This window comes from Paenibacillus sp. KS-LC4, from assembly GCF_036894955.1.
Lineage (GTDB): Bacteria > Bacillota > Bacilli > Paenibacillales > Paenibacillaceae > Pristimantibacillus.
On the sequence record NZ_CP145905.1, the window covers coordinates 4,311,307 to 4,330,004 of the forward strand.

Here is an 18,698-nt window from a genome sequence, read left to right on the forward strand (position 1 = left end):
GTCCGTCGTCTGGAGAAGAAAGGCCTCAGCCTCGCTTCGAGCGGAATCCATGCTCCTTGGCCAGCCAAGCGATGAGCAGAGCAACGATTACAAGCAGGAGCAGCGCCCAAGGGAAGGTCATCACGCCAAGCATCTCTAGCAAAATCGCACCGATTAAACCGCCTCCGCCAATCGCTAAATTCCAAGCTGTCACCAGCATGGCTTGCGCCACATCCGCATGGTCGCCAGCAGCTTCTGCAAGCGCCGTTTGCAGAAGCGTTGCCGCTCCGCCGAAGGTCAGCCCCCATAAAGCAACGGCCACATAAATGAGCATAGGCGTGCTGCTGCCGATCCCTAGCAGGATAGAGGCGACAGCGAAGCCCGCAAGGCTAATTAAGACCATAGCCCGCTGCATGCGGTCGATCAACAAGCCAATAAGGGCGATGCCCGCCACCGATGTTACGCCAAACACGAGTAAAACGACATCTACGCGCTCCACAAGTCCAAGCGCAGCCAAAAAAGGCGCTATATACGTATAAAGAATGTTGTGTGCAAGCACCCAGGCTAGAACAACGGCTAAGATGGGCCTTACTCCCGGCATAATAAATACACGAAAAAGGGATCGTCTCTTGGTCGAAGCTTGTCCTGCAAAGTCCGGCATCTTTCTTATCACCCATAAGATGAGCAGCACAGCAAGCAGCGACATAATTCCAAATACAATTCGCCAGCCCGCAAACACACCAAGGAAAGTACCGGCAGGAACACCAAGCGCAAGCGCGATAGGCGCTCCGAGCATCGCTATAGCCATAGCGCGGCCCTTCAGCGCATCAGGCACCATGCGGCGAGCATAGCCTGCCGACATGCCCCATAATATACCGGAGCTTACCCCCGCCATAAAACGGGCCATTATGGTCAGCCCATAGCTGGAGGATAACGCCGTTACACTGTTGAACAGCAGGAAGCCCGACATACAAAGCAGCAGCAGAGGCCGCCTTCGCCAGCTGCTCGTAGCCGCCGTCAAAGGGATAGCTGTCAACAGGGTGCCCAGCGCGTATGCGGTAACCAATTGACCCGCAAGCGCCTCGGAAATATGGAGTCCCTCACTGATTTGCGGCAGCAGGCCAGCGGGAATCGTCTCCGTCAAAATACATATAAAGCCCGCCATAGCGAGTGCCAATAATGCAGGCAGAGGCAGTCGCTCCGTTTCTTGAGCACCTGCTTTCGCGCTTGCTTTGGCACTTGCTTTGGCACTTGCTTTGGCACTTGCTTTGGCACTTGCTTTGGTACCTGCTTTGGCGCTTGCTTGAGCATCCGCTGCCGTAAGGCTAGCAGAATTAAGATGATGCTTGTTCAATGTAAAACCACTCCTTAATTAAAATGTGAACTTGCCAGCAAACCTACCCGTCGTTTTGCTGGTTTAAGCTTACATAAACAGGAGCGTAATTTACATGCAACGAATAAGGAATGTAAGATGTATTTCAATGGATTTTCATGAAAAAGAACACCTAAACCTTTAATTTAAATGTTCATTAAAATCCATCCTTTACTGAAGCCATTTCGTGGCGTTTCCCGCCTAAGCGGCTTGCTAAAACTCCAGCATTTCCACGACTTTCGTCGGGGCTCCTTCACCTGCTCTAGTCTATTCCAAAGCATGGCATTCTCCTATACAATATAGCCAAATCTGTTGAAGGAGCAATTAACAATGAATGACGAGCATAAGGTGTACAGAGAAATCGTCGCTTGGGAGCGCCAGTTTTTCAAGCCGCCCGGTTGGCTGGAGAAAGCATCCAAGACGATTGGCAAGCGAATTAACGACTTAATTCCACCTAAGATTCACAACGTCATTACGACCACTATAAAGTCAATCGTTCGCACAGCGCTGTTTGGCGCGGAATATACGCCTCAGAGACAGGTCAAGCGGGGTCTTTCGCTAGAGCATGCCGATCAAGAGGCGAAGCGATTGTTTTCCCTATACCAAAAAATTGCGACCGCCGAAGGAGCAGGCACCGGTGCGGGCGGCATTGCGCTTAGCATCGTGGACTTTCCTGCTTTAATTGCAATTAAAATGAAATTTTTGTTTGAGCTCGCTCATGTTTATGGCTATGACACGAAGCATTTTTCCGAGCGAGTTTTCATTCTTAAAGTATTCCAAATGGCATTCTCCGGAGCCCAGCAACGCGCCAAGCTGCTAAACACAGTCAAACGCTGGGATACGGAAAAGGGGCAGTATTTATCGGAAGAAGGCTACTCCAAAAATATGGACTGGGAAACGTTCCAGAAGGAATATCGCGACTCTATCGACTTTCGGAAAATGCTGCAGATGGTGCCGGGGATTGGTGCAGCAGCTGGCGCTTGGGCGAATTACACCATACTTGAGGAGCTTGGCGAAGCCGCGATGAACGCCTATCGTTTGCGCAGATTAAGCGAGGGCCAGTAACACAGGCTGATTGATTGATTGGCAGCATTGCAGCCCATCCATTTTGACCGGCTGCAATGCTGCTTTTTAATGATTCGACGCCAGCTATGGAACACTAGCTAGTATCGCGCTTGCGAGGTGAGGCTGCACTACACTATCCCAAAATTTCGATGTAGCCTTCCGTTCCATTTACACGGATTCGCTGCCCATCCTTTATTAGCGTAGTAGCATTCTCCACACCTACAACGGCTGGCAGGCCGTATTCACGTGCAATAACGGCTCCATGGGTCATGAGTCCGCCCACCTCGGTGACTAGTCCCTTAATGGAAACAAACAATGGCGTCCAGCCAGGGTCCGTAAAGGAGGTGACTAATATATCTCCAACCTCCAGCGCAGCCTCCTCCATCCTTAAGATGACACGTGCTCGCCCCTCAATGACTCCCGAAGACACAGGCAGGCCTGCAATAGCTTGGGCCGGCAGATGGTCTCGCTCGTACTTGCCCGTAACGATTTCACCATCGGACGTCATCACACGAGGTGGCGTTAGCTTTTCATATATTTCGTACTCTGTTTTTCGTTTACTGATCATAGAATAGTCCAGCTTCTTTGTGCGCACGACATCGTGAAGCTCTTCAAAAAAGAGATAGTGTACATCGTCTTTGTCATAAATCACACCCGCCTGTACGAGTGTTTCCGCTTCTTTCATTAGAGCTTGCTTATATACAAAGTAGCGATTCATCATTCCGTATTTGGGATATTCACGATAACCGATAAAATTCCGAATAAGGCTGATCATTCGTTTGCTCTCTTTGACTTTTCGTTCGCCATCCGGTAATAGCTGCAACCGATTCAATAACTCCTGCTCCTTATCCAAAGCCTCCTGAAGCCCTTGCTCAAATTTCCGTTTGCCAGCATTAGGCTCAAAGTTTTTGATGTTGCCCAAAATCAGAGGCACAAGCGTACTTGGTTTTTCACTCCAACGTGCTCTCGTCATATCAATTTCTCCCGCACAACGCATGCCGTATTTATCGAGATAATGATGAATGGCTTCCAGAGCTTCCTGCCCGCCTGTAAGCTTTACAAGCTCATCCAACAGACTATCGTCTTTGATATGCTCTAAGTATTCAATGACATCTGGAAAAGGCCGAATTGCATCTGCGACATCCATTAGCGCAAGACCCATCTCCGAAGTAATATTGCCCTGTACGGATTGAGAAAGCGTATCCGCTGCATTTTTTTCACCTAACCATTCGTACATATGCTCATTTATCCATGCTGAAGCATCCATAGCCGCCATAAATACAGCCGAGCTTTGCGGATCAAATAATATTTTCTTTAATTGCTGGACATCTTCCACAATAAAATCAAATAAATCCGCGCCCGTTTTCGCTTGAATGCTTTGTTTCAACTCTTCTATCGAATTTTGATTACGCTTGATCAATTCAGCAACGATTTCAGGATCATTGTCAATTTGCATCAGCCTATCTATATCGCTTCTGCTAGGGATCGGAGCTGTGTGATCATTTGCTGCCCCTTGCATAAAATTCCGCTCGATGATGGTCTTGAGTGCGCCTTTTATGAGCGGATCAGATCCCAAAGCATTTAATAAAGCTTCCCTGCCAACAGCAGTAGCCAGTCTAGGAGCGATATCAACAAACAATCTCCCGCCAGCTTTACGCATAGGTGCAGGAGTAATGAGCAGGTAAAAAGACAGACCTAACGGTTTTATCGGATCTGTCATCATTTGTTGATGACCTACCGATACATAGACATGATCCTCTTGATCATTCACTTCGGGAATCGGGTATAAAGTAGTGATCGGCCGACTCTGGACGATATAAAATGTGCCGTCTGCCAAACACCATTCGATGTCCTGCGGGCAGCCAAAATGCTCTTCAATTTCCCTTCCAATGCGGGCAAGCTGTAAAATTTGTTGGTCCGTCAGAGCTTGAGCCTGCTGCTGATTAGAATCAATCTGCTTCGTCTCTGTACCGCCTTCCCTTAAACCATAGATCGCCAATTTTTTAGCGGCTATTCTCCTGTCAACGATTTCATCCTCACGCACCTTATAGCAATCGGCAGATACCAAGCCTGACACCAATGCTTCTCCAAGTCCAAAGCTGGCATCAATCGAGAGCAGCTTACGATTGGAGGTAATTGGATCAGCGGTAAATAAGATGCCGGACGCCTGTGGAGCAACCATTCTTTGAATGATAACGGATAAATACACCTGCCTGTGGTCAAACTTATTTTTCATACGGTAGATGACTGCACGCTCCGTGAATAGAGAAGCCCAGCATTTGCTAATATGCTTCAAGATTGCTTCCTTGCCGATAACATTCAAATAGCTGTCATGCTGACCAGCAAAAGAAGCATGTGGCAAATCCTCGGCCGTCGCACTAGAACGCACAGCATAAGCATACTTTTCACCGCGTATAGTGAGATAGTGAGTGACGGCCTGCACAACATCGGAAGGAAGCTCTGCCTCCACAATGAGCTGTCGAATCTGCTTGCTGATTTCACCAATTTGCACTCGATCCTCTACTTTTAGCTTGGATAGCTGCTCCAATAAAGCATGATACGTTTCACGCTGCGCGATAGCTGCTTGGTAACCCGCTGTAGTAACACAAAAGCCTTCTGGCACTTGTATTCCTGCCATTTTGGATAATTCCCCTAAATTCAAGCCTTTTCCGCCAACGAGCTGCTGCTGACTTTTTTCTATTTCGTGAAAACCGAGAACCATAGAACGCATACCCTATCTCTCCCAACCATTAGAATGATGAAATTTAACAAGCATATAGCGGTATATAGCTGACAAGCAGCCCAGGCTCCACGAAACACATCAAGTTGTTGCTTTGTTGTAAACATTTGCAGGCAATTCCTGAATGAACGGCGACCAAGCTCCCGTCGTGTAAAGATGAAGCCTATGCATAGCCCGCGTGCACCCCGTATAGAGAAGCTTGCGCTCGTTATTCCGGCTGTAGGCTTCAGGCGAAGCATCATACACGAGGACTGCATCGAACTCAATGCCCTTGGCCAGATACACGGGAAGAACCATCACTGCTTTCTCAAAGCGCAGCGCCTCATTTGTAATGAGCAGCAAAGCCTCCCCTCCTTGTTTTCGCAATGCTTCATGAGCGATGCGGCTTTCGGCTGCTGTCTTCGTAATGACGGCGATGGAATTGAAGCCCTCCGCTCTGAGCATAGCGATATCTGCTGCGATTTGTGCATGACGCTTCTCCTCGCCGTCCAATTCCTTCAGTAGGGGCTTTTGCCCTCCCCTTTCAAACGGTGTAATGGACTCTCCATCTGGAAGCATTAATTTCGTAAATTCAACAATCTCCCTAGTGGAACGATAGCTGCGCATGAGGGAGACAAGGCTTGTTTCAGCCTCACCGTAAAGGCGTATGAGCGGTGAATCCATTGCGCTCAAGCTTGTAGCTTGCATGAAGATGGCTTGCCCAAAATCGCCTAGCACCGTCATCCGGGCACGCGGAAAAAGCTTTTTTAAATACTCATATTGAAATGGCGAATAATCCTGTCCCTCATCAACAAAGACATACCGGATTTCGGTGTTTGTCCGCACACCCTCGATTAGCTCTTTTACATACAAATACGGAGTCGCATCCTCATGGAACAGCTCATTATGAAGCAGCCTTTCCTTCGTTTGTCTGCATATTTCAGTCCAATGCAGGGGAATGTCAACTTCATTCGTCTTTTCCCGATAATCAGCCTCGTCGCCAAATAATTGACCATATATGCCTTTAACATCTATAAATGAAAACTTCTTTACGCCTTTCCTTAGCGGGTTGAAGCACGCCTTCACGATCCTTCGGCGGAGCAATTCCTCCTCTCTCCAAGCGAAGTCAAAGTCGCCTTCATCTTCCCGGCGCTTGCTGCTCATCATTTCGCGAACCTTGGCGATTTGCTCCGAAAGATCGAACACTTCCCGCTCCTTATGCAGCATTTCAAAAACGTCCGCGTAATGCTCGGGGTCAAGATAATGGAGCTCCTCCTGTACCCAAGACGCTTCCCGTTCTATCCGCTCCAGCAAAGTCAATTCATTCAGCAGCCATTCCTGTAAGAGGAGAACACGGTTGAACAGCGGCAGGGAACGATTGTAGCTATAAAATTCCACCCTCATGCGCTCCTCGGTTATCAAATCGTGGTCGCGAAGTCGAATACCCTTGAATTGCATGCCTTGCTGCCCCAACCATTTCCCATAGCTTTGCAGGGCATGCAGGAAAACATCAGAAGCCTTGTACGCTATTCCTTGCAGGCGGGCCTCGTATCCAGGGGTGTCTCGTGCAGTCAATACATATTCGATTTGATCAAAGGCATCTTCTGGCCGTAACGCTGCGTCAAGCCAATAGTCGAGGTATTCTTGAAAGGTTGTCTGCTGCATATTCTCCTCGCCAAGCTCCGGCAGGACGGTGGAAACATAGCTGATAAACATCGGATTTGGAGAGAAAAGCACCATTTGATCGGCTTTGATCGTCTGACGGTGTTTGTAAAGCAAGTAAGCCACCCGCTGCAATGCCGCAGATGTTTTGCCACTTCCAGCCGCCCCTTGTACGATAAGCATCCGGCTTGAATCATCGCGTATAATTGCATTTTGCTCCTTTTGGATGGTGGCTACGATACTCTTCATTTGCGAATTCGCACCTTTGCCAAGCACCTGCTGGAGCAGGTCGTCTCCGATTGTTTCGCTTGCGTCAAACATGCTCTGGATTTGTCCGTTTTGAATCTGAAACTGTCGTTTGAGCTCCATTTCCCCCTCGATTCGTCCGACCGGTGTCACATAAGACGCCGGGCCCGGGGAATAATCGTAGTATAAGCTAGCGATTGGAGTACGCCAGTCATAGATCAGAAAGCTCAATCCGTCTTCGTCGACAAAGGAAGCTACTCCGATATAAATCTGTTCGCTGAGCTCTGAACCCTTCTCTTGAAAGTCGATACGCCCAAAATAAGGAGCGGGGAGCAACCGTTCCATGTTTTTCCATTGCTGCATCATCAGCTTGTGACCGCGCTCTCGTTCGGCTAATATCGCAGACTGCTGATTAATCGTGTAGAAGGTCTCTTCAAAATCCTCGTACGTGCTTGTATTCAACGTCACTTCTTCCCAAAACCGCCGTCGAATGTCCGCTGCCTGATCATGCAGTCCGGCAACCTCTGGCTCCAGCTCGGACATTCTCGACTGCAGCTTGTTTCTGACCCGCTCCAGCCGCTCCTGTTCATGCTGTTGCTCCTTCTCTTGCTCATGCTCTTGCTGCCAATTGTTTATATCCATCTTTTCAACACGCTCCTTTTTCCTTTTTTGGAGATAAAAAGAGCATTGACAAATCAAAATGCTAGATGTACAATTAAATTAGGAGTAAAATTGAATAATATCTAGTTTTAATTTGTCAATAGCGCTATAGATTATATCATAGTGTTTTTTATTGTTCAATTCTTTTTTTATTATGAGTAATGTCGAGCGCTAAACCAAATGAACCCTATGTTTATCCTTTGTTGTCACGCAAAGCAGCCGATCATTTCGACCGGCTGCTTTTTTTGTTGCCCTATAGGTAGTCGATTATTCCCCCTCTCAGAGAAATACTCTCTCACATATGCTACAGTAAACTACGCTGCCTTCGATACTTTCTGCCGCTCGCGGCTGCCGCCAAATTTTAATACAAAAATGCCACCGATGATGACCAGCACGCCCAGCAGCTTGTTGATTGTAAACGGCACCTGAGTCAATCCCATCCAGCCCAGCGAATCCCATAATAAAGCAAACAAAACCTCACTCGTCATGACAACGGCAATGGCTATTGTCGGGCTAAGCAGCTTCATCGCCTGCACTAGGCTCATAACGATGACAACCCCAATTAATCCACTGAACCAAAACCAAGGCTCCATATCCTTCCAAACAAACAGCTGCTTCCCTTCCAAAATAAAGCCTATGATTAAAGCGGCCAGAAACCCAAGTCCCAATACGAGCGTCGTGGTCGCCCACGTTCCTGCCCTTTCATTTACCTTGCTGTTAAAAATCGCTTGTATGCTAAGGAGCGCTCCCGCCATAAGCGATAAAAATATCCCTGTCATCAAAAACCTTACTCCCCCTTCTGATCCGTTAACGTATAAATATGATGATTGGCCCGCTTGCTAAGGGCATCTTTATTTTTGATGACAATCCTTTGCTTCGAACGCTCAATGAGGCCCGCCTCACAAAACTGCCGAATGACTCGGTTCAAATGCCGGTAGCTGGTGCCAATCAAATTAGCAACATCTCTTAAATGGTCTGTGCTGAGCTCCCCTTTAAATTGCGCATCCGATTCGTCGTACGAGACTGACAGCAAATAGCTGGCTAGACGCACATCCACAGGCTGCATAACATTCAAGCTCATTGAATTGGATTTATAATAAAACTTCCGCGTAATATTTTCCAATAAAAAACGCAGCAGCGGCGCATAATCCCCGCCATGCTTATCTAGCCAGCGATGCTGAATCCCTATCATAATAACAGGCGATACGGCCTCCACTGTATTGAGAAACTCGGTCCCGCGAATATATTCCACATCGCCAATAACCTCAAGCGGCGTCTTAAAGGAAATAAGCAGCGTCTTCCCCTCCGACGAGCTCGTATATACTTTTATTTTCCCCTTCACCAGCACATACATATGCTGAGGCACATTCCCCTGGCCGCATATAAGCTCCTCCTGTTCAAAGCTGTACAAGGTTAAATAGGTGTGCAGCCGCTCATTAAATACCGACTCCAGCTGATGCAGATGCAAATAATGATTCAATAGCTGACGATCCTTGATTTCAATCATTTTCCCACTTCTTTCACAGCTCAGCTCGCATTCGGCATCAGCCTTTTAATAAAAAAACACCGCAAATCATCATGCCAATGCCGAGCAATTGTGCCCCATTTATTTTTTGCTTTTTTATTCCAAAAAATCCATTCATCTCAATGACAACCGTCATGCCGAGTTGGGCGATCAGCACCATCGCTACCATTAGTGTGACGCCAATCTGTTGAATAGCCGTTACATTACTGAAAATAATAATAGCTGCAAAAGAGCCGCCTGCCAAATAGATAGGCTTCACCTGCTGAAACTCCCGCCATTTTCCAGCACCTACAAACATCATAATAATCAAAGCTACAATAAATCCGGTAAATTGGGTAAGTGTGGTGGCCTGCCACGTTCCAAGGCTTCCGCTAATTCTGGTATTTGCTATTCCCTGCAACGTAATACTAACCCCGCCTAATATTGCAAACAAAATGCCCTTCATGATCGCTCTCCCCGTCCGCTTCGTTTCCTTAATTAAACGGCACAACGCTGCATATTGGAAAGGACATATGTCCCAAATGAGAAAAAAGCTCCTTGCGATGAACATTTATTAGAAGCAGCCCTCTCATAAGCAAAAATATTCCAATCCAATGCTTCTAATTATGTTGCGCGGAATGCTGGTTATATGTATAATAAGAAAAGTGTCACACGGGGCCTTAGCTCAGCTGGGAGAGCGCATCGCTGGCAGCGATGAGGTCAGGGGTTCGATCCCCCTAGGCTCCATACAAAAAGGAACGTCACCACATCACGTGGTGGCGTTTTTTTGTATGGACTGCTCAGGGGGCGAACCCCGGGGCTTCCGTCCGCGCGGAGGAAGTGGTTGGGATGCTACGAAGAAACAGCATCAAACGAACGAGCACGGCGTCTGAATCTACCGCTAAAAGTCCTCGTCGAGTTGGCTTCGTCAGCTCTTTAATCAAAGATTCGGACATCCCATGTTGGATTGGCGAGTTAGACGATGCAAATCCCACTAGGCTCCATATCTTGCGCACATTAAACCCTCCATTGGAGGGTTTTTTAATTAGTGTGATCGAGTTAAGCTTTTAATTCTTCAATAGATAGTCCTACAATATTTGAAAGTATTAATCAATTTGGCATGCTTCTTCGAGAGAAGGAATGAGAGGTCTATGATCAATCGGTGAAGACATGACAATCAGGATCGTATACGTTCCATACTTATCGCACTGATTGCCAAAGTCCTCAAGAGCACGCGTCGATTCGGTCACGACTTTTATTAAATAACTGTGTTCTCCGCTTATACGATGGCATTCGGCAACCTGTGGAGATGCACGGACAAAATCAAGAAAGGCCAGACAGTCTCTAGTCCGAAACAACATATAGGCTGCCGCAGGCTTCCCGATTTTTTCAGGAGAAATGACGGTGCGATACTCCTCGATAATTCCCTTTTCCTCCATTCTTCTGACTCGTTCCGTTACAGCGGGTTGGGACAAACCCACGCACTTACCCAGCTCTGTCATTGAAATCCTTGCCTGATTTTGAAGATAGAAGAGAATTTGTTTGTCGACTTGATCCACTTCGAATGTCCTCCTTTAATTTTAAGGTGTTTTAGAAAAATACATTTAATTAGTTTGTATAATTATCATAATGCATGGATTGTGTTATGTAAAATGAATGATTTTAATTATATAATTACTTCACGCCAATAGGGTGATTGATATTTGAAAAGCTAGAGAGGATGGTAACATTGAGTAAATACGATTTAAATAAGGTGGATACGGATATCAAACCTAAGCTTGGAGGGAACTCTCAATGATGTCCTATCACTCCAGCAAAAATATAATCGCATTAGCTGCTATATGTTTGTCCGCGCTAATGTTCGGTCTCGAAATTTCCAGCGTGCCAGTTATACTGCCAACCTTGGAAAAGGTGTTGCATGGAAATCTCAAGGATATGCAATGGATTATGAACGCCTATACGATTGCTAGTACAACCGTTCTGATGGCCGTTGGAACGCTGGCTGACCGGTTTGGAAGGAAGCGTATTTTTATTATTAGCCTCGTCTTGTTCGGCATTACATCCTTGATTTGTGGCTTGGCACAAAGCTCGACGATTCTAATCATTAGCCGATTTCTTCAAGGCGTGGGCGCTGGAGCGATGCTGATTTGCCAGATAGCCATTCTTTCGCATCAGTTTAAGGAAGGAAAGGAACGAAGTAAAGCCTTTGGCGCATGGGGGATCGTGTTTGGTATTGGTCTCGGTTTTGGGCCCATTATTGGCGGCATGATTGTGGCCGTTTCCAATTGGCATTGGGTTTTCCTAGTCCACGTCCCGCTGACCATCCTTACTTTGCTCTTTGTTTTAGGCAGCATACAGGAGTCCAGCGATCCGCAGTCGAAAAAGCTGGACATTATCGGCATCGTCACGCTTTCATTGACCGTTTTTGGCCTGGCATATTTTATCACACAAGGGCCGGAGCTTGGCTTTACCAGCATAGCTGGCATTAGCATACTTGTTGCAACGGCAGTATGCTTCATAATATTTCTGTTTGCGGAAAAGCTCAGCACCCATCCGATGTTCGACTTTTCTGTATTCAGAATACGCCATTTTTCCGGTGCCCTCTTTGGCTCTGTCGGCATGAATTTCAGTTTCTGGCCGTTCATGATCTATCTGCCTATCTATTACCAGAGCGGCCTTGGTTACAGCGCTGTGACAGCTGGACTTTCTCTCTTGGCTTATACGCTGCCTACTCTGGTGCTTCCACCTGTGGCAGAGCGCCTTTCGCTACGTTATCAGCCAGGCATAGTCATCCCATCGGGTCTGTTCATCATTGGCATAGGCTTCATTTTGATGAAATTTGGCAGTGGCGTTGATCACTCTAGCTGGTTGACCATGCTCCCGGGTTCCCTGCTCGCTGGCATCGGGCTCGGCTTAACCAACACGCCTGTGACAAACACGACCACTGGCTCGGTTCCGAGTAATCGTGCAGGCATGGCCTCCGGCATAGACACGAGTGCTAGATTGATCAGTCTAGCCATTAACATCGCCGTAATGGGATTCATTTTGCAGGCAGGCATCCTATCCTATTTGAAGCGAGTTCTTCCTGGAACTCTCGATGTAACGCAATTGCGGACTTTGGCCGAGAAAATAGCCGCTGGAAATACTACGAATCTTAATTATGATTTTCCAGAAATATCCGTACCCGGATCTGTGATCCACGCGGCTCTTGTGAACGGATTTGGCTTGGTGATGCTCTACGGTGGTATTGGCGTGTGTGTGTTGGGCGTAATCAGTTTTATGATTTTTGGACCAAAGAAATCATTGTTGCAAAAGTAGCGTGTGAAGACCAGCACTCTTCCCATTGCGTGCAGAGCTGCTAATGAGCTTTGCTCCATTCTTAATTGTATAATTTGCTAGGGGGGGGGGATCTCCCCCTCCTCTATTGCCGCGACAATTTTTGAACCATCTGATTCAAAAATAAATCCATCTCCGAATTATGCTCTAAGCTAATGAATTCAGTCTTCAGAATTTGGTGTCGCATGACTTCATAATAATCGGACAACGCCTGCTTCAGCGACAAATGATGGAGCATCAGCAGCTTCTGATCAATCATTTTCCTGAGCATCGTATCCATTTGAATGAGGAGAAGGACCGGGTTCAAACGCTGAAATACATCATTGCTCATCCCGCTGTCAAAAAACGCGCACACCTGCTCATTACGTACCTCAACCTCATTTGAAAGCCTATCATACAGTTCAGGATAAAGGCTGCCCAGCTCCTGCAAAAATATATCCGACAAGTACACCGCTATCAGCAAAGACTGCTGGAACACTTTATCAAAGGAATGGACATAGGACCTAGTATCGGTCTGAGACCACGCCTGCACCATTTCCGAAATATATGCTACGTAGCGGTCTACAACTGCTTCAATAATTTCATCCTTGGAAGCAAAATACTTATACATGGTCGCCTTGCTTATATCCATATATTTAGCTGCATCGTCCATTTTCAGCGTAGAAAATCCGTTTTTTTGAATGACGGGTATGATTTTTATAATAAGCTTTTGGATCGTTTTTTTTCTCTTCTCCAATGCTTGGGATTTCGTGTCCATCGGGTAAAGCCTCCTATTTTTTCCTGCTTAAAATTATAACCCAATTGTTCAAAAACATGAACACTTTATACAAATTAAACTTTTAAAGACTTTTTAGTTTACTTTTTAGCATTATGCGTGCTATTGTTATTTTCATGAGCTGTAAAATAAAAAGGAGGCTTAAACACTATGGAGAAGCTGGCATTGGGTAAGCAAGGACTGCAAGTATCCCGTTTAGGCTTAGGATGTATGGGCATGTCCGAATTTTATGGGGCAACGGATGAGTCGGAGTCTTTAAGCACGTTGAATTATGCTCTGGAGCTAGGCCTTACATTTTTTGATACGGCGGATATTTACGGTTATGATGAGGATGGCATTGGGGTAAATGAAAAGCTAGTTGGCAAAGGATTAGGACCGCACCGTCATTCCGTGCAGATTGCAACCAAATTTGGCTTATTACGCAATAAGACACAGAGCCTCGGATACAATGGAAAGGCGCAATATGTGAAGGAGGCCTGTGAAGCTAGCTTGCAGCGTTTAGGGACAGACTATATTGATCTGTATTACCTGCATAGGGCCGATCCGAATGTTCCGATTACAGAGACGGTTGGAGCTATGGCTGAGCTCGTAAAGGAAGGAAAGGTCCGTTATCTAGGGCTTTCAGAAGTAACCCGTGAGCAATTGACCGATGCACACGCTGTTTTTCCCATTTCAGCCGTGCAAACCGAATATTCCTTATGGTCCAGAGAGCCTGAGCTCGGTATACTACAGGCTTGCAGAGAATTAGGTGTCGGTTTTGTCCCCTATAGTCCACTTGGAAGAGGCTTTTTGACAGGCACTCTCTCAAGTCGAAGCCAGCTGGCGCAGGATGACTGGCGCATGCATAATCCCCGCTTTTCAGAAGAAGCCTTTGAAAAAAATAATACGATCGTCCAAGGAATACAGCTGATCGCTCAGCAAAAGGGAGTGACACCAGCCCAAATCGCGCTGGCATGGGTAACGGCACAAGGAAACGACATTGTTCCGATTCCAGGTACGAAGCGAGTGAAGTATTTACAGCAAAATTCAGAGGCCTTGTCCATCCGCTTAACAGCAGAGGAGCTAGACCGATTGAATGAAATTGCTCCTGCTGGCAGCACCTTTGGAGACCGTTATTAAGCATAATTTAGCTGAATAACAATAGAAATCAAAGCGGCACCTTAATCAAGTTTAATTAAGGCGCCGCTTTTCATTAGTATCCCTCATGCCTAGCATTTGTCAGCTCCAACTCCACATGCTTGTTCGAGAGAAGGAATGGGAAGTCTATTCCCTGCATTACTGTGAATTTTTAAGCACAGTTATATTTTAAAAAAAGTAATCTATCCTATTCATGACAAGGAAGACAAGGAATGATTGAGCACATTCCTATCCGTTTGCATAAAGCTGGGCAAGCAGCTCCAACGACCGGAGTCGCGCTTGCTGATCGTACAACTGGGAGGTCGCCATCAGCTCATTAGCCCTCGTTTGCTTAATAATGGAATCAAGCTTAGCCTTAACCGTATCAGGACTGCCGATCGCAGAATACCGCAGCATTTTATCACGAATTGTCGCCTTCTCCTGCTCATTCCACAGCTGGTCCATATGATCTACTGGCGGCATTAATTTGCTGTCGCGACCGCGTACCAAATTAAGCATCTGCTGCTCCTGTGACGTGAAGAGCCTTTTTGCTTCCTCATCGGTATCAGCAACAACCACATTCACACTGACCATAACATATGGACTGTCAAGCACCTGCGATGGTCGGAAGCTGCGATGATACAGCTCTAGTGCCGGCAGTAAATAGTCTGGTGCAAAATGGCTGGCGAACACAAATGGCAGTCCTAGCTGCCCTGCCAGCTCTGCGCTGAATCCGCTTGATCCCAGCAGCCAGATCGGGATATCCAAGCCTACTCCCGGATACGCCTTCACACCTGGCACTGCACCACCTAAAGCTGGATTAAAATAGGAGCGCAGTTCATGCAATTGCTCTGGAAATTGGCTGCCATCACTATGCAGCCCTCTTCGAAGTGCCCTTACCGCAGGCTGGTCCGATCCCGACGCTCGGCCAAGCCCCAGATCAATCCGCCCCGGGAAGAGAGATTCCAACGTTCCGAACTGCTCCGCAACTGCGAGCGGCGCATGATTAGGCAGCATGATGCCGCCTGAGCCTACTCGAATGTTGTTCGTATGCGCAGCTACATGTCCAATAATGATGGAAGTAGCAGAGCTGGCAATTCCCTGCATATTATGATGCTCGGATACCCAGTAGCGCCGATAACCCCATTGCTCCGCATGTCTAGCCAGCTCAACGGCTTCGCGGAAGGAACGGGCAGCCGTTCCTCCTTCAACAACAAGCGTATAGTCTAATAAAGATAATGCTATATCATGAATTGCCATGCTTATAAAAACCTCCTTCTAATTTAGAAAAACGTTAATTCAATGTTATTTTATTTGAGATTGCTTGAAATCCGTGCTATAAACGAAGTCATTACCTTTAATTCCTCATCCGAAAAATCTCTCGTCATCTTATCCAGGAACAGTTCTTTCCTCCGCGTCAGCTCGGTTAATTCTGACTCTCCTTGGGGAGTCAAAGCAACAATAATATTCCGCTTATCGTTCTCGTTTTTGCGGCTAAAGATCAGTTGCTGCTCCTTCAAATCTCTGAGATGTCTAGTTACAGCCGCAGCATCTACACCGAGTAAGGTTTGCAGCTCCAGCTGATTCATCTCCGTACGGCTGTGGATATGACACAGGATTTCCAGCTTCGTGCAGCTTGTTTTCACAGACGAGGAAAAAACCTGTCCCATTTCCTTTGCCAATATGTGCAGCCCATACATGAGCTGGTCTTTGTCAGAGCACGCCTTGTCGATTCCAAACCTCTCCCTCGCAAGTGATTGATATATCAATTGATGTATCAACTATTATAAAATACGCTGCTGAGAAATTCAAATCGTTTTCTCAAGCCAAAGATTTTCAAACCAAAAAAGGCTGAGGTCAGAAGCACACTCTGCCCCTAACCCCAGCCCTCCTATGCGATTTTGCTGCTATTTCCATACGACTTCCTCGCCGTAGTTTTTGCCCCAATCATACATCATGCGCAGCACTGGCATTAGGCTTTCGCCATAAGCCGTTAACGTATATTCCACCCGCGGCGGAACCTCCGCATACACCTTGCGCTCAACCAGCAAATCCTCCTCCAGCTCGCGGAGCTGATTCGTCAGCATTTTCTGGGTAATATGGGGAATCATTTTCTTCAGCTCGCTGAAACGCTTCGTTCCTTCAAGACCAAGATGCCATAATATAATCAGCTTCCACTTGCCTCCAATGACGGCCAGCGTAAGCTCCTTCTCGCAGTTGATTTCACGTAAATTAATACGTTCCTTTAATTCCTGAGCCATAATCATTCCCCCTCCCTCCCAGTATACATGATGAAGCAGCTTCCAGCTACGCTGAGCGCCAGCAGCTACTCCAAATTCGCATGGTTGCTGTACATCGTGTTGCCGGTAAGGCCCTTCTTCTCCATTAGGCTTAGTATAACCGCGTCATAGAAAATAAGAAGTCCCTGCTCAAAAAGAGAAGCCATTGGCTGCACCGTTTGCTTGCCGCCATCCTGCTCTTCCTTCGCCGCCGCCTGCAAAGGTACAACGATATGCGCCATGCGTCCAAGCACCGATTCTAAATTCGTTGTAATGACGGCAAGCTTGCCGCCGAGCTCCTCTGCTTTATGTGCCATTGCAATGAGGCTGCTCGTCCCGCCTGAGCCTGAGCCTAGCACAAGTACGTCGTCTTTGCCCAGTGCGCGCGTCACCGTCTCGCCAGCGACATAAGCATCAAAGCCCATATGCACAAGCCGCATAGCAAACGCTTTGCCCATCAGACCTGACCGCCCAGCGCCTGAAACGAAAACACGCGGAGCGCGCATAATCGCATCTGCCAGCTCGCCAGCGGCCTCATCTGGAATGAGCTGCGTCAGCCGCTCCAGCTCTTGAACGATTTCACCTGCAAGCTGACTAATACGCATCAGCTTTAGGCCTGTTTGATCCACTGCTGCATTTGCGATGCAGTTGCGGATTTATTTTCAGCACCTGTAATACCGCCGCCTACGATAACAAGATCAGGATTAGCGGAGATCACCTCTTGCAGCGTATCGATTTTGATGCCGCCTGCGATTGCTGTTTTGGCTTGCTTAACAACACGCTTAATCGCTGCCAGCTCTTCGAAGGAGTTTTTGCCTTCCGCTTGGTGATCATAGCCGGAATGGACACAAATATAGTCTACCCCAAGCGCATCAATTTCCGCTGCACGCGCTTCAATGTCCTTCACATTGATCATATCGACCATAATTTTGTTGCCTTGCTTACGCGCCTCTTCAACTGCCCCTCTAATCGTCGAGTCGTCAGAAACACCAAGCACCGTAATGATGTCAGCGCCAGCCTCGGAAGCTTTCATTACTTCATAACCGCCTGCATCCATAATTTTCAGATCGGCCAATACTTTCAGGTTAGGGAAAGCTTCTTTAATCGCTTTTACCGCATGCAGCCCCTCGTTAATGACGATAGGCGTTCCGATTTCAACGATATCAATAAACGACTCAACCTCTTTGACCAAAACCTTTGCTTCCTCAATGTTTACCAAATCAAGCGCCAATTGCAATTCCATGTATACGCACACTCCTTCATCAAATGTTGGAAATAGTGAACCTTGCTACAGGTTCTAGTCTAGTTCCTTTCCGACATTTGAGGAAGTACGCACTTGAAAGTGGTGTAGTTACTTGAAGGATACTATTGTGGTTTATCAAGCCTTCTAGGCAATAGTTAGACGATAGAATAGTTCATCCAGCTGCCTTGGGACGCTCCCATTTTATCAAAAAATTGCTGCGCTCGCGTATTCTGGGGAGACGTGATCCAGAACATATGAGCAAAGCCTTGCTCCTGTGTGTACGATCTGCATGTCAAAAATAGCTCTTCCTCCACTTCCGTATCCCGATACGGCTCCAGCAGAAAAAAATCATTCATCAGTGTAATCCGCGCTGCCTTCATCGTACTTATCGTAAAATATAACGTAGCAAAGCCAATCAACTGCTGCTCCTTCTCTACAACGAATTGAATACCGCCCTGCTTCTCCAGCAGTTGCTCCATGAGTTGGTGAATTTCCATCGTGCCTGGCCAAGGGTTTTGATAAAATCCTACGATATAGTCGTGCATTAAATCGGTCAAGCTGCTTTTATCCTTGTTTTCCGCCAGCCTAATCATAAATGACATATAAAAAAGCCTCCCTTTCAACAATGAATAATTATACATGTAAACGAAAAAATATTCAAAACGATCTTCTTGCTATTGTTAAACTCCTTCCAACGCAAAAAAACAACGCCTTGATCGACGCTGTTTTCGCTAATCTATTC

Annotated in this window: 17 protein-coding genes and 1 tRNA gene; 4 read left to right on the top strand and 14 right to left on the bottom strand. The window is 46.9% G+C overall.

Annotated features, from left to right (window positions below; genetic code table 11):
* Positions 1-25 precede the first annotated feature (25 nt).
* Positions 26-1,144 carry an MFS transporter gene (locus tag V5J77_RS18150; RefSeq protein WP_338556909.1) on the bottom strand — a complete coding sequence of 373 codons (1,119 nt, stop codon included), beginning with the start codon at positions 1,142-1,144 and terminating at the stop codon, positions 26-28.
* Between the two features lie 537 nt (positions 1,145-1,681).
* Here V5J77_RS18150 and V5J77_RS18155 point away from each other — a divergent pair.
* Entirely contained in the window at positions 1,682-2,416 is a 735-nt protein-coding gene (locus tag V5J77_RS18155; RefSeq protein WP_338552213.1) for an EcsC family protein, read from the top strand.
* Positions 2,417-2,549: 133 nt separating this feature from the next.
* Here V5J77_RS18155 and ppsA read toward each other — a convergent pair whose 3' ends face one another.
* The 5 genes from ppsA to V5J77_RS18180 all read right to left on the bottom strand — a co-directional run bounded on the left by ppsA (position 2,550) and on the right by V5J77_RS18180 (position 9,673).
* Positions 2,550-5,147, bottom strand: a complete 2,598-nt coding sequence (gene ppsA / locus V5J77_RS18160) for a phosphoenolpyruvate synthase (RefSeq protein WP_338552214.1) — start codon at positions 5,145-5,147, stop codon at positions 2,550-2,552.
* 90 nt (positions 5,148-5,237) lie between these two features.
* Entirely contained in the window at positions 5,238-7,685 is a 2,448-nt protein-coding gene (gene helD / locus V5J77_RS18165) for an RNA polymerase recycling motor HelD (RefSeq protein WP_338552215.1), read from the bottom strand.
* A gap of 332 nt (positions 7,686-8,017) precedes the next feature.
* Positions 8,018-8,485, bottom strand: coding sequence for a DMT family transporter (locus V5J77_RS18170; protein WP_338552216.1), 468 nt, complete (start codon positions 8,483-8,485; stop codon positions 8,018-8,020).
* 5 nt (positions 8,486-8,490) lie between these two features.
* A complete protein-coding gene (locus V5J77_RS18175) occupies positions 8,491-9,210 on the bottom strand; it encodes a helix-turn-helix domain-containing protein (protein ID WP_338552217.1) in 720 nt (239 codons plus the stop codon).
* Positions 9,211-9,247: 37 nt separating this feature from the next.
* On the bottom strand, positions 9,248-9,673 hold the full coding sequence (locus V5J77_RS18180) for a DMT family transporter (protein WP_338552219.1): 426 nt from the start codon (positions 9,671-9,673) through the stop codon (positions 9,248-9,250).
* A 208-nt stretch (positions 9,674-9,881) separates the two neighbouring features.
* Between V5J77_RS18180 and V5J77_RS18185 the strand changes: the two genes are divergently transcribed.
* Positions 9,882-9,954: transfer RNA gene (locus V5J77_RS18185), tRNA-Ala, on the top strand.
* Positions 9,955-10,313: 359 nt separating this feature from the next.
* Here V5J77_RS18185 and V5J77_RS18190 read toward each other — a convergent pair.
* On the bottom strand, positions 10,314-10,766 hold the full coding sequence (locus V5J77_RS18190; protein WP_338552220.1) for an Lrp/AsnC family transcriptional regulator: 453 nt from the start codon (positions 10,764-10,766) through the stop codon (positions 10,314-10,316).
* A gap of 235 nt (positions 10,767-11,001) precedes the next feature.
* Between V5J77_RS18190 and V5J77_RS18195 the strand changes: the two genes are divergently transcribed.
* The gene (locus V5J77_RS18195) at positions 11,002-12,525 is read left to right on the top strand and encodes an MFS transporter (RefSeq protein WP_338552221.1); all 1,524 of its coding nucleotides are present in this window, start codon (positions 11,002-11,004) and stop codon (positions 12,523-12,525) included.
* 103 nt (positions 12,526-12,628) lie between these two features.
* Here the strand turns inward: V5J77_RS18195 and V5J77_RS18200 are convergent, their stop codons facing one another.
* Positions 12,629-13,300 carry a TetR/AcrR family transcriptional regulator gene (locus tag V5J77_RS18200; protein WP_338552222.1) on the bottom strand — a complete coding sequence of 224 codons (672 nt, stop codon included), beginning with the start codon at positions 13,298-13,300 and terminating at the stop codon, positions 12,629-12,631.
* Between the two features lie 168 nt (positions 13,301-13,468).
* Here V5J77_RS18200 and V5J77_RS18205 point away from each other — a divergent pair, with 168 nt between their 5' ends.
* Complete coding sequence (locus V5J77_RS18205; protein ID WP_338552223.1) at positions 13,469-14,437, top strand: aldo/keto reductase; 969 nt, start codon at positions 13,469-13,471, stop codon at positions 14,435-14,437.
* A gap of 246 nt (positions 14,438-14,683) precedes the next feature.
* Here V5J77_RS18205 and V5J77_RS18210 read toward each other — a convergent pair whose 3' ends face one another.
* The 6 genes from V5J77_RS18210 to V5J77_RS18235 form a co-directional block, all read right to left on the bottom strand.
* Complete coding sequence (locus V5J77_RS18210; RefSeq protein WP_338552224.1) at positions 14,684-15,694, bottom strand: LLM class flavin-dependent oxidoreductase; 1,011 nt, start codon at positions 15,692-15,694, stop codon at positions 14,684-14,686.
* A 50-nt stretch (positions 15,695-15,744) separates the two neighbouring features.
* Positions 15,745-16,116 (bottom strand): MarR family transcriptional regulator, encoded by a 372-nt coding sequence (locus V5J77_RS18215; protein ID WP_338552226.1) that lies wholly within the window; start codon positions 16,114-16,116, stop codon positions 15,745-15,747.
* Positions 16,117-16,341: 225 nt separating this feature from the next.
* A complete protein-coding gene (locus tag V5J77_RS18220) occupies positions 16,342-16,695 on the bottom strand; it encodes a helix-turn-helix domain-containing protein (RefSeq protein WP_046230239.1) in 354 nt (117 codons plus the stop codon).
* A 65-nt stretch (positions 16,696-16,760) separates the two neighbouring features.
* Positions 16,761-17,318, bottom strand: coding sequence for a 6-phospho-3-hexuloisomerase (hxlB, locus tag V5J77_RS18225; RefSeq protein ID WP_338552228.1), 558 nt, complete (start codon positions 17,316-17,318; stop codon positions 16,761-16,763).
* A gap of 5 nt (positions 17,319-17,323) precedes the next feature.
* The gene (hxlA, locus tag V5J77_RS18230; RefSeq protein ID WP_338552229.1) at positions 17,324-17,956 is read right to left on the bottom strand and encodes a 3-hexulose-6-phosphate synthase; all 633 of its coding nucleotides are present in this window, start codon (positions 17,954-17,956) and stop codon (positions 17,324-17,326) included.
* A gap of 155 nt (positions 17,957-18,111) precedes the next feature.
* Complete coding sequence (locus tag V5J77_RS18235) at positions 18,112-18,558, bottom strand: GNAT family N-acetyltransferase (protein WP_338552230.1); 447 nt, start codon at positions 18,556-18,558, stop codon at positions 18,112-18,114.
* Positions 18,559-18,698: the final 140 nt, after the last annotated feature.